The sequence below is a fragment of the Qipengyuania sp. Mu-71 genome, assembly GCF_036867055.1.
GTDB classification, from domain to species: domain Bacteria; phylum Pseudomonadota; class Alphaproteobacteria; order Sphingomonadales; family Sphingomonadaceae; genus Qipengyuania; species Qipengyuania profunda.
In genome coordinates, this window is the sequence record NZ_JBAJHR010000001.1 from 2,184,815 (window position 1) to 2,197,209 (window position 12,395).

The following is a 12,395-nucleotide window of genomic DNA, read 5'->3' on the forward strand; positions in this document are numbered from 1 at the left end:
CCAAGCCCCCTGATGGGGCGACGCACAGCAATGTGACTTCCTGATCCGGGGAATATTCCGGGGCGCTCAGTCGCCCAGCGCGGCCCGGTCCGGGTCCAGCCACGGTCCGCGCCCGCCGACCCATGCGCCCATATCGGGCTCGTCCGAAACCTTCCACGGCACGCCGGCGCGGGTGAGGAACAGCTTTTCCATCTCCTCGCGGTTGAACGGGCGCGATCCGAGCCGCCCGAAGACCGCCATCTGACCGCCGGTCTCATCGACCCCGCGGTCGCGGTCGATCCCCTTGCTGAGCGCGCGCGCGGCCCCCTTGGTCCGCGCCCAGGCGATTAGTTCGGGCTTGGGCGCGGGGCTGAAGCCATAGAAGTTCGGCTGGCTGTCGGGCGTCGTCAGCTGCAGCACCTTCAACCCGTTGCGCCCGTCGGCGACATAGGCGAACAGCGTGGCATTGGTCGAACCGACGATGACGTCCTCGGCATCATTGAGCGTCCCGCCCAGCGTGACCTTCTGGTAGATGCGGGGCGATAGCGGTCGTGTCACATCGAGGATCACCAGCCCGTCCTGCTTGGCCGCGACATAGGCATAGGTGCGCGCGACATAGACCCGCTGCGCATCGGCCAGCGGCACGCTCGCCTGCCGCATGGCGACCGGATTGCGCATGTCGGTGACGTCGAACAGCTTCACCCCCTCGGCATCGGTCACCCAGAGATAGCGGAACTGGATGGTGGAGGCGCGGGCATCGGCAAGCGCGCGCACGGCCATCAACTGCGGGTCGGTCGGGGTTGCCAGATCGACCACCACCAGCCCGGCGTCGGCGGTGATGAAGGCGATGTCCCCGGCGAGCGTCACATGCCGCGCGCCCGCGAGCACGCCATCGGGGTTCCACGCCGTGCTACCATCGGCAAACCGCGTGCGCTCGAGCTGGTTGTTGCGAAATTCGCCATCGGCCATCGTCACGATATCGACCAGCACCAGCCCTTCGACCGCGTCGGTGACCACCGCATAGTCGTAGATCGGCTTCATCGGCTGTTCTTCATTGACCTGCAGCAGCGTCATCGGCGTACCGTCGGCATTGAGCACCGGATTGCCCGCGGCATCGTTGACGGGGGTCGCGGCCATCGCCCGGTTGCGGTCGGGCCGGACCGGCTGGGTGGTCGCCAGCGCCATGCAGGTGGCATTCTTCGTCTTCACATGCGTGTCGTGTCCCATAGCGCTGAACGGCGCGGTGAGGATGCGTTCGGAGACGCCCTTATTGGCGATCGAGGCGACATCGTAGACGCGGAAGCCGCCCTTCCCTTCGGCGACGAACATGTATTCGCCGCGCAGCTGCAGACAGCCGACGCCATCGCGCGTGCCCTCGTGGACATTGGCGAATTGCTCGAATGGCTTGGTTTCACCGCTGGCATCGCCATCGAAGGTCTGGCCGCGGATCCAGTCCTTCAGTTCGCGATCATTGTCCTCGACATGCATGCGCCAGTAATCGGGATAGGCGTATTTGTGCAGATAGCTGCCCAGCACGGTCTGCGGTTCGTCCCATTCGGTCACGCGCACCGCCTCGAAGCCGGTATCGAGCCCGACCCAGGCGTTGAGCCCGACGAAATTGACGAAATTGGTGCCGAGCAGCAGCAGCTGGCTCATGATCGCATTGTTGTCGTCCGCCGCCGACAGATGGCAGTCGGTGCAGGTCTTGGTTTCGGTCAGCCGCACCGTATGCGGGAAATGCGGCGCGAAGGCCTGGCTCGAATAGCCCGAGGCCGCGACCGGGGGCTGCTGCACATAGATCCGCTCGCGGTTGATATTGGTCGAGGACAGCACCAGCGCGCTGGTCGAACGGATCGGTGCGACCTGGTTGCCCTTGGTGGTCTGGTGGCGGCCGAGCTGGAACATCTCGTCGCGCGCCACCTGCGGATTGTAGGTCGCGAAATTGCGCGTTTCCTCGGTCCCGTAATGGTGCGACTTGGTTTTCCAGTTCGCCTCGATCGGCAGGTGGCACCCGCCGCAACTTGTCGTCCATGACAAATGGCAGGTGAAACAGGCCATTTCCTCGGTGCCATGCGCGCGGTCTTCGGGCGCGATGCCGGTGCCGAATTCGAACAATCCGGTTTCCGCGCCTTGCTTGCTCATCAGCTTGGCGCGCGCGGCCTTGGCATTGAATTCGTGCGAGACCGGATCGACGCTGTCGCGCACCAGACTGACTTTCCATTCAAGCTCGGGATCGACGATCGAACGCTGGACGAGCACCCGCCGGCCATCGTCGCCATAGGTCCATTCGAATCGCCGCTTGCCATCCGGATTGCGCAGCAGCGAGAGATCGTTGCCCTTGGGCGGCGCGGCGGGGCCGCTGGTCAGCAGCGTGGGATAGGCATCGGGTGTGCCGTGGCAATCCTTGCAGCCGATCTCCACCGCATTGGCCACCTCGGCATAAATCAGCCCGTTGCCGTGGCTGTCCTGCGCGAAATGGCAATCGGCGCATTGCAGGCCCTTTTCGGCATGGATGTCCATCATGTGGACGGTCTTGCCCGGATTGATGCCGGGTTCGACGAACTTGCCCTCGCCCTCGCGCCGCCATTTTTCCGGATCGTCGGGCGGGACGATATTATCGTCCTTGTCGAGCAGATTGCCTTCGCGGTCGCGTTTCAGGATCGCGCGGAAATTCCACCCGTGTCCGTGATAATCGGCGAACTGGGTGTCCTTGAGCTCGGGATTGAGGTCGTAAACATTGCGCAGGAAATCGAGATCGGCCCACTTGCCCTTCGGCGCGGCGGCTTCGGGGTTGCGATCGAGCACCGCGTGCACTTCTTCGGCGGTGGGATACTTCTGCTCCTTCGGCCACATATGCGGCGCATCGCTCTCGTAATCCCACATCGTGTAGCCGAGATAGGAATTCAGGAAGATGTTCGGCTGGTGCATGTGGCAATTCATGCATTGCGCGGTCGGGATCGACCGGGTGAAGGTATGCCGGATCGGATGGCCGCGTTCCTTCTCCGGGCCATCGGCTGGCCGATCCACCGCATGATCGTCATGCCCGGGCTGCTTGACCGCGCCATGGCCCGCGTCGTCGCCTGCGCCGTGACCCCCGCCATGCGCGTCCCCGCGCGCGCCTTCATAGAGCCCGGCGATGGTCGGATCGACAGTCGCGCTCTGCCCGTCGCGGCCATATTGCGCATAGGTCAGCGAATGGCGCGGCTCGCGGTCATTGGCATAGACCACATGGCAGCTCGCGCAGCCCGAATGGCGATAATCGCCCGGCTGGTCGTTGGTCCCCATGAACCACATGAAGGGATCGTTGAGGCGCGTCTTGTGGATGTTGAGCACGGGAATCGCCACGCGCAGGCCGGTGCCCGCACCGCGGTTGGACTGCTTGAGATCGGGCCGCCCGGGTTCCTCGAGCCGCTGGATCAGCCCGGTGGGATTGGGAATGCCGACCTCGGGAAACTGGCTGGCGACATTGCGCCCGCCGCGTTCGAACACGCGGAACACGTCGCCCGGCGGGATCACATGCCAGGTCGGCAGCGGATAGAGCGCCGCCAGCGCACCGCGCGCCTCCTGATTGTCGGTCACACTGGCTACCGGCGCGCCGGGGCTTTCGATCTTCGCGGGCTCACCGTCGCGCGTGTAAGCCTCGCCGAGGATGTAGCGTTTGAAGGGCAGGATGCCGTTGTTATAGGACGCACCGCCCCACAGCATCGCGCCGGTGGCCATGATCGAGCGTTCGGAGGCCTCGATCGTCTCGATATGGCAAGCGCCGCAGGCTTCGCGCACCACGCGATAGTCGCTCGGGTTGACGAAGCGAACGAAGACCGGGTCTTCCTTGTTGAGCAGGCCATAGCTGCGCTTGGGATTGGCGGACGAGGGCCAGTGCCAGCTTTCGGGATATTTGGGCAGCACATGCGCCGCATCGCGCGCGGCAGTATAGGCGGGGTCGTTATGCGGCAGGTCGCTGTCGCCGAAGACCTCTGCATTGCCACCATGGCAATCGATGCAGCCCAGCCGCACGGCAGGCGTTTCGTGCATCGTCGATTGGTCGGTGCGGACATGGCAGGAAACGCAGCCCGCCGATTTCGCCGTCATCTGCGCCTCGGTCTGGACCCGCGGCGCAGGCGCGGCGGTGACGAGGCTGTAGTCGCGCTTGACCGGGTTTTCCTTCTCCGCCGCGCGCAGGCCCACGGCCCCGGCGAGAAGCATGACGGCGATGGCCAGCAGGAGGCGGGAAAGGCTGCGCATCAGTAGGTCAGCACCGCGTTGGCGAGCACCGAATAATAGGCGCGCGGATTGCCGAGCGAGGTGAACAGGTCGTCGAAACCGTCACCGGAAATCAGCGTCGCTGCGGAGAGGCGGAAAACGATGTTCTGCGTCGCCTTGGGCCGCCAGATCGCGGCGGCGGACAGGTCCCAGCCGATCGCCTTCGGGATCGAACCTTCGTTGCGCAGGGCCTGCAGCGTGGCCGTGTTCTCGAACCACAGGTGGTTGGCATTGGCGGAAAGGCGAAACTCGGGCGTGATATCGAAATCGGCGCCCACGCCCAGCAGCATCAGCCCGGGATTGTTGAAATTGGACTGCCCCTGCTCTTTCGAACTGCGCAGCGAATTGAGGATGCCATTGCGCCCGTTGACGCTGATCGCGCGGCCGCCGCCGGCAAAGGGAATCGTCTGGCGGATCCAGTAGGACGTATCGGCCCCGGCAAAGACGGGATTTTCGAAGATCGCGTCATAGCCGGTCTCGACATCGTCATAGGGATCGCCGTCGCCGCTGCCATAAGCGGCAGAAAGGCGGAAGCGGATCCAGTCGCGGTCGTAGCTCGCCTCCAGCGCGGCGAAATAGGCGCTGATGTCGGCGGGCCGGTCGGTGAAGAAGGAATTGCGATCCTCGCCGAAGGCATAATAGGCGCTGCCCGTCAGATTGATCCGTCCGATCCGACCGTCGGCATTGTAGCCGAGGTAGAAGACATCGTAATCGCGCCCGCGCAGCGACCCCAGCAAGGCGGGCCGCACCGGGAAGCCATTGTCGTCGATCTGGACGTCTTGGGCCTCGCGATTGGCATTCCACACGAAGGTCAGCTGGCTTGTCAGCGCGGGGATCAGGAAATCCTGGCGGTAGGCATTGACGTAGAAGACGTAATCATCGCGCGGCGTTTGCAGGACCGCGTTGAGACCGCTGTTGGTGTCTTTCTCGAGCCGCCAGAACCCGCCGAAATTATACTGGAAGCGGTTGTTGTCGCGCGTTCCGAAAAACCGCACGCCAAGCTGGTTGTCGTTGAACAGAAACCCGCGAAAATCGGCCTGGAACGGCTGGATGCCGATCCGCACGCTATCGAAATCGTAGCGGTCGGAGACATTGCGGAAGTGATAGTCGAAGAAGGCTTCCTGCACGCCGACGAAGTGGTCGAAACGATGCGAGGGCTTGCTCGGCTCGACGAACAGCACGCGCCGCTCGGGCACATCGACATAATTGAGATTGGCCGCCAGCGTGACGCGGTATTCGACATCGGGCGGCTTGTAGGCGGTGCTGCCCTTGAGCAGCGCGGCGCCGACGATAAAGCTCTGCGACAGGACATAGCTGGTGTCCTTGCCGAAGACGTCGATGCTGTCGGGCCTCTCGGTCGTCTGCACTCCCATGGGTATGGGGAAGGTGCGCGGTTCGAACACCGTGTCGCTTATCGCATTGACGATAAAGAACCAGTCGTCGCCGGTGATCGGCAGCCACGGCACCTTGTCCGGATTAATCGGCCGGTCGCCCTTGTAGGTGTTCTGGTTATAGGGGTCCCACCAGCGTTCGGTCACGAGGCCGAGGCTTTCGACCAGCCGCCAGCGGTCGGGGATCGGGACCTGGTCGACCGGGAACGCCTCGGGCGGCGGCGCGCGCACCGCGCCCTCGTTGGTCTGCGACACCGCATCGGGCAGCGGTTCGGTATAATCGGGACGGCGGCGACCATCGATGATCGCCGGGTCGACCGCGGCGGGTTCGCCCGGTTCGGGATTGACCGCCGGCGGCGCTTCGGCAGGCGCGGGCTCGGGCGGCAGTTCCGCTTGGGCAGCGAGCAACAAAGCCAGCGGAGTAAGCGCGGCCGCCGCCATCACAGCCCCTCGCAGACATTCTGGCGGGGATCGTCGAGAAACGGCGCGAAGGGGCAATTGACGTAGCGCAGCCGCACATTGCGCCCGTTGACGTTGACCACGATCCGGTCGGCGCGGATTTCGAAGCGCGCATTGCCGATACCGCCCGTGCGCTGCCCGCCATTATGCAGGCCAAGGAAGCTGACCATGTCGTCCTGGTCGATCCCGTCACCCGAAACCCCGATACCGCCGACGAGCTGGTCCCCGCGATAGATCGGTACCGAACCGGGGAAGATCTGGATGCCATTGGCCAGCCGCTTCCCGCCGCCCGGCGCATCGGGTACTTGCGTGCAGGCGCGCGGCGTATCGGGACTGGCCCCGCCCGAAATCACGAAGCCGAGATGCTGGACGAGATTGGGGACGATCAGCTCGGTCTGCAGCCCGGTCATGAACGGGCTGAACTGGCCCGGCCGTTCGACCGAGAGCGGGCCGGCCACATCGCCCACCTCGCCATCGGGGAAATAGGGCCGCGACAAATTGCCGCCCGACCGATCGGCAAAGGCAAAGGTCCCGGTCAACGCATTCGCGTCGCCGAGGAAGCTGCGCACCCGCTGGACATAGTCCGCCACCGCGGGTCCGGCAGCCTGCATTTGCGCCGCCGCGACACGGTTCGAGAAGAACGCCGCGGTGCGCGCCTTCTGCAGCGATACGTCGGTGCCGAAGATCGGCCCGTCGGGCGAACGCACGATCCCGAGCACCGCGCCATGCGTATCGACCACGCTGATGGACGCCTGCATCCGGCTGTCGAGCGGACGGCGGATCTGCGCGCGCGCGCGGCTGAGGACGGTGAATGCCTCCTCCATCGTCGCGCGCACTTCGGCCGCGCTCAGCGGATTGGCAATGCTTGCGCTGTCGGTCCCCGCGCGGATCGGGAAGCGCGGTGTTCCTGCCGCGTCGACCAGCACATAGGCATCGCGATTGGCAAACTCGCCCGCAGTGCTGCGGCGGATGCCCGAAGCATTGGTGCCATAGGCGGTCCCCGCGCGGATCGTGCCGTTATTGTAGCCGAACACCGGCACCAGCGTACCGAAGGGGCCGTTGACCGCACCGAAACTGCGCTGCAGCGGCCCCAGGTCGCTGGCCGCGATATCGCTATAACGCAGGCTGGTCCCGTCGACCGGGATCCGGTCCGCCTCGATTTCTCGCGGCGGGGTGAATCCCTGAGTCCCCGCAAGTGCGGCGAATTCCTCGGCGGCGCGGTCCACATCGATCGTATCGGGATCGAAGCCGTAATTGCCGTCGCCGGCAACGCCGATGCCGCCGACCACCACGCCGTCCTTGTACAGCGGGAAACCGCCCGGGTCCGCTGCCAGTCCGAGCGGCGAGCGCTGCGGGCCGATCATCCCGTCGCTCATCCGCGTGGACAGGTCCGAACAGGGCAGCTGGCTGAACTGCACGCCGAACAGCGGCCCGCTTTCTAGCCCCACGGTCGAGGCGGCGGGCGGGAAATGCTCCTGCACGATCTGGCTGGCGGTGCGGGTCGAAAAGGCGTTGCCCCCGCTCGAGAGATAGGCGCCGGTGATCGCCTTGGCGATGGCGGCGGCGGCGGTGGGCACCTGGACGCCCTGTAACCCGACCTCGTCACCCGGCGCGGCGCGCCCCGCGATCGTGCGCCGGCTGATGCGGGTGTTGCCCGGCGTGCCGGTCATGGCGAAGACGCCGAGGACATTGCCCACCCGGTCGACCACCGCGACGGTGGCGGGCAGGCCGCGCGCCTGTGCCTCGCCCACGGCTTGCGCGATGATCTGCTGGACATCTCCGACCGACAGCGCGCGCTGCGCCGGATCGGTGAACAGCCGGCCCCCGGTGGTCGGCGTGGGGCTGGGTGTCGGAGACGCCGTGCCGCCTCCACCGCCGCCCGTCGATCCGCCATCGCCGCCGCAGGATGCCAGGACCAGAGCGAGGGCCCCCGTCAGGCAGCCAAGCGCGCGCCGGCGCATTATCGCAGGCTCCCGATCGCGGATGTCGCGCTGGCCAGCGCGCTGCGGAATGCGGCGGGACGATAGGTCTCCGGCGCGGCCACTGCGGCATAAGCGCGATTGATATTGGCACGGATCGCAGCCGCCGCGCCGACCGTCACGCGGCCTTCGCGGACCAGCGCATTGAGCAGCGTATCGACCGCCATCACCGCCTGGACCGACCCGGCGTAATCGGTAAAGCGCGGCGCGGTCGCCTGCGAGGCGATCGCCGCGATCACCTGATAGGCATCATTGCTGCCGAACGAGCGCGCGGCCAGCGCATTGGACAGCGCTTGCGCCCGCTCGCGCAAGGCAATCGCGGCTTGCTGCGCGCTGCCCCGGTCGCGGCCCATCGCGCGGTGGAATTCCACGCTCGCGGTGCCGAATGCCTCGCCAGCGCCGGGGGCCAGCGCCCGGCCGACTGCGGACAGCATGATGATGTTTTCATCGTTGAACGGCGCATTGCCGAAGGGAATCGGCCGACCGGGATTGGTCTCGAACGTCAGCCGCCGGGCGGGCCCGTCAGTGATCGCGCGGTGGCAGCTGTGGCAGTCGTAGAAATAGAATTCGGGGAACATGCCGCGCATGCCGAAGCCGGGCCGCGCGAACAGATCGGTCGCCCGCGCGACCGCTTCCGCCTGGCCCACCGCCCACAGCCGGACGCTGTCGCTGCGCCCCTTGCGGCGGGCATAGTCGGCATCTTCGGTGTGATGCTGCTGCAGCGAGGAGAAAAGATCGAGTTCGAACGAAATCCGCGGGTGACCAGCGGCCATCATCGAATGGGTGACGAACTGGCCGGTATCGGTGCTGCCGTAATGGCAATCGAGACAGATTTTCGCGCGCACCTGCGGGTCTTCGAGCGGCACCAGTCCCGCGCGCACATTGGAAGCATGGCTGGCTGCCTTCTCGTAATGGACCTGCAGCCAGCCCTCTGCCGCGCCGTGGCAGCTTTCGCAGCCCACCCCGTCGCTGATGTGGAAGCGCGCGCCGCGGCGCGATTGTGGGACATAGGTTGCATGGCAGCCGAGGCAGGCTGGCGCGGAGGTCGCTGCCCCCAGCCCCAAGGTCTGCGCGATCTGGCGGCCGCGGCGGCTGGCGAGCACCGAATAGGCACGGCTGTGCGCCCCGCTGGCCGAAGACGGGGCCTGCCAGGTCGCGATCTCGTCCTGCCGGACGACCGCACCATTGCCTTCGGAGCGGCCATGGCAGGTCGAGCCGGCACAGGTCGCCACGCCTTCGAAGTTTGCAGTCGAGGACTGGGCGTTGGCGGCAGAGGAATCGGGGCTCGCGGGCGCAACAGCGGCCAGCGCAAGCAGCAGCGCGAGCGCAAACGCCCGCACGGCTCCGCCCCGTCCCCCTTGCCAGCGTGCTGCCCGGCGTTTCATCGGCCCTCCCCGATTGCCCTAATCTGCTGCTGCCGCCCCCCGCGGCAGCCGCCATGCCCCGTGCCGCGGGGCCACCGGTAGATACTTAGCTCGCCAGTTTCTCGCTCAGGAGGTCAAGCTGGCCCATGCAGCCGAGATTGGCCAGCGCGACGGCCAGATCTTCGGGATCTTGCGGCGTTTCGTCCAGCGCGATGAACTCGAGGCGCTGCTTCGCCCCGCCCGCCGGACCCGAAAGGTCGTAGAGCCGGTTCTGCGCCAGCGGCAGTTCGTCGGCGCTGAGCGAAGCGGTGGCGGAGCCGTCCTCGAAGGTGAAATGGAGGTGGAAATCCGAAATCGCCGAACCCAGCACCCAGGTTTCCCCGCCTTCGATCGAGGGACGCCAGAAGGTGATGGCATCGCCTGCCGGGAGGCAGACCTTGCCCGGGCGGCTGATGTCGATGTTCCACAGATTCGAATTGGTGGACGATCCGGTAGCCCCGCCGCGCACCGCCCCCGTCCGGACGCGGGCGCCCGACTGCTGGCGGGTGAGCATGGCAAAGGCGGTCCGCTTGCTCGCGCCGCGTGCCCCCACCCGGTGCGTGCCCGGACCCGAGATGACGCGTGTCCCGCTGCCGGTCAGCACGGTGATGCTGTCGCCGGTGCGGAGCGTAACACTTGCCGCATCGTCGAGCTTCTTGCCCACCGGATAGGTTTCGGCAGACGGCCCGCTGGACTTGACCACCACCCCGGCCTGCGCGGGTGCCGATCCGAGAAAACCGAGCGCTGCAAACGAGAGCGCGGCCCCTGCGAGTATGTTCCTAACCGAGGACATAAGCCCCTCCATCATCCAGGTTCTGAATTCGATATAACAGGTTTTCCAGCGCCGTGTCAGCCGGATGACGGCTGACGACATCGGCGATGATTTCCGCTGCCCTAGCATCGTCCGTCCCGACCAGCTTGTATGCATCCGCCAGCATTGCGCGATCGGCAGCGGGGAAATCGGGTACCGGCTCCATCAGCTCGACGGCGCGCGCGCGTCCGCGCAGGACCACGCGGCCCATCGGACGCCACCAGTCGAGCCCCGCCCGGTCGGCGAATTCGCGGCTGGCCATGACGCTGGATGCCAGCGCCTTGTTGGCCGCCTCGAGCCGGGCGGCAGTGTTCATGCTGTCCCCCAGCGCGGTATACTGGATGCGGTTCTCGCCGCCGAAATTGCCGACCACCGCCTCGCCAAAATGCAGCCCCACGCGGGTCTTGCCGATCTTGGGTAGCCCGGCGTCCATTGCCGCGACTTCTTCGCGAAACGCCTCGCCCGCCTGCCACAGGGCATAACCGGCGCGGGCGGCGCGCTCGCCATCGTCGGGCCGCGCGATCGGTGCGCCCCAGAAGGCGACCACCGCATCGCCGACGAATTTGTCGATCACGCCGCCATGATCGAGCACCACGTCCGACAGCATGTCGAGATAGCGGTTGAGCAGCTTGGCGACCATTTCCGGTTCGATCGCATGGCTCATCTTGGTGAAGCCCTCGAGGTCCGAGAACAGCACGAAGAGTTCCTTATTCTCGCCATGGAGCGAGAGCAGCTGCGGGTTTTCGAGGATTTCCTGCGCCATTTCGCGCGGGAGGTATTTGCCCAGCGCGCCTTGCGCGAAATTCCGCTGCACCGCGCCACTCGCGCGCGCGGCGGACACCACTGCGGTAAAGGCGATGATCCAGCCGAGCAGCCAGCCGGCAGCGGGCACGCCGAGCGTATCGACCCCCTGCCATTCCATCACGAAAGGCACGCCGATAAAGGTGCCGAACTGCGCCGCGAGCAGCAGGTAGATGCGCCAGCTACCCCATTCGAGCAGACCGGTGAGCACGGCAGTCGCGACCACCAGTATCGCCATCAACCACAGGGTGAGCCCCCCCACCTGCCCGCGCCGGTCGCCGTCGAGCATTTGCGCGATCATATCCGCATGGACGCGCAGCCCGGCGGGATTTTCGCCGATGACGCTGGAGAGGGTGGTCTGGACGCGGTCGTAATCGATGATGTCGCCGCCGACGAGGATATAGCGCCCCTCGATCTGTTCGCGCAGCATGGCGCGCACCTCGGGAATTTCCATCAGCACCGGATCGAGGAAATTGTCGATCTGGAGACGCCCGTACATCGGCTCGTTCTCGAACGCGGGATGGCGATAGCGCAACGCCCCTTCGTAGCCCGGCAGTGCCAGCTCGCCCTCGCCCGCGGCGCGGAGCATGGCGCGGCCCAGCACCGGCGGTAGGTCGGGTTCGATGCTCGGCCATTTGCGCGTCACGCCATTGGTGTTGTCGAGCCGGATGCTGGCAGGGGTCGCATTCGACCCTTCGAGCTGGGCGAGGAACTCCTCGAGATAGACCTGCTGGTCGTAGACGATATCGGCTTCGTTAGTCGCGAAATTGGCATAGCCGACAAGCGTCGGGGTCTGCATGCCGCGCAAGGTGGCGAGCAGTTCGGCATCCTCGTCCTGCGGCTGGTCGAACAGGATATCGAGCCCGATCGCCTTGGGCTCCATCCCGTCGATGATCTGCAGCGCGCGCGACAGCATCCCGCGATCGAGCGGCGAGCGTTTGCGCGCGGCGATCAGCGTCTGGTCGTCATAGACCACCATCGTGATGCGATCGTCCTGCTCGATCTTGTCCGCCAGGATCGAACTGCGCCAGTCATAGAGCGCGCGTTCGGCGTCGCCCGTACCCGGCGTGGTGATGTCGACATTCTCGGCGCCTTCGATACGCCATTCGTCGGGCACCACCTCATGCGGGATGTTCCAGCTGTAGCGCGCGATCAGCAGCGCCATGAGCACCAGCACCGCGGTCAACACCAGACGACGCGGGCCGGCCTCGCGCACATTGCGCCAGCCGCGGATCAGCAGATTGTCGTCCCTGTCCTCGCTCAACCCCCGCCTCCCCGCGGTCCATCGAACGACCCATTTTTATTGTGTTAT

At 66.0% G+C, this 12,395-nt stretch carries 6 protein-coding genes; all 6 read right to left on the reverse strand.

The genetic code is table 11. The features are described 5' to 3' along the window. Positions 1–66: 66 nt before the first annotated feature. Entirely contained in the window at positions 67–4,221 is a 4,155-nt protein-coding gene (locus V6B15_RS10775) for a multiheme c-type cytochrome (protein ID WP_334201136.1), read from the reverse strand. Next, positions 4,221–6,071 (reverse strand): hypothetical protein, encoded by a 1,851-nt coding sequence (locus tag V6B15_RS10780; RefSeq protein WP_334201137.1) that lies wholly within the window; start codon positions 6,069–6,071, stop codon positions 4,221–4,223. Before V6B15_RS10780 ends, V6B15_RS10775 begins: the two co-directional genes overlap by 1 nt. Further along, complete coding sequence (locus tag V6B15_RS10785) at positions 6,071–8,050, reverse strand: heme-binding protein (protein WP_334201138.1); 1,980 nt, start codon at positions 8,048–8,050, stop codon at positions 6,071–6,073. Before V6B15_RS10785 ends, V6B15_RS10780 begins: the two co-directional genes overlap by 1 nt. Next, entirely contained in the window at positions 8,050–9,453 is a 1,404-nt protein-coding gene (locus V6B15_RS10790; RefSeq protein WP_334201139.1) for a multiheme c-type cytochrome, read from the reverse strand. Before V6B15_RS10790 ends, V6B15_RS10785 begins: the two co-directional genes overlap by 1 nt. Before the next feature lie 85 nt (positions 9,454–9,538). Next, the gene (locus V6B15_RS10795) at positions 9,539–10,264 is read right to left on the reverse strand and encodes a hypothetical protein (protein ID WP_334201140.1); all 726 of its coding nucleotides are present in this window, start codon (positions 10,262–10,264) and stop codon (positions 9,539–9,541) included. Continuing rightward, positions 10,251–12,347, reverse strand: a complete 2,097-nt coding sequence (locus tag V6B15_RS10800; protein WP_334201141.1) for an adenylate/guanylate cyclase domain-containing protein — start codon at positions 12,345–12,347, stop codon at positions 10,251–10,253. The genes V6B15_RS10795 and V6B15_RS10800 overlap by 14 nt, the downstream gene beginning before the upstream one ends. Between the last annotated feature and the right edge of the window lie 48 nt (positions 12,348–12,395).

Coding starts and splice junctions, on each gene's coding strand:
- V6B15_RS10775 (WP_334201136.1), bottom strand. CDS start 4,221: ATGCGCAGCCTTTCCCGCCTCCTGCTGGCCATCGCCGTCATGCTTCTC.
- V6B15_RS10780 (WP_334201137.1), bottom strand. CDS start 6,071: ATGGCGGCGGCCGCGCTTACTCCGCTGGCTTTGTTGCTCGCTGCCCAA.
- V6B15_RS10785 (WP_334201138.1), bottom strand. CDS start 8,050: ATGCGCCGGCGCGCGCTTGGCTGCCTGACGGGGGCCCTCGCTCTGGTC.
- V6B15_RS10790 (WP_334201139.1), bottom strand. CDS start 9,453: ATGAAACGCCGGGCAGCACGCTGGCAAGGGGGACGGGGCGGAGCCGTG.
- V6B15_RS10795 (WP_334201140.1), bottom strand. CDS start 10,264: ATGTCCTCGGTTAGGAACATACTCGCAGGGGCCGCGCTCTCGTTTGCA.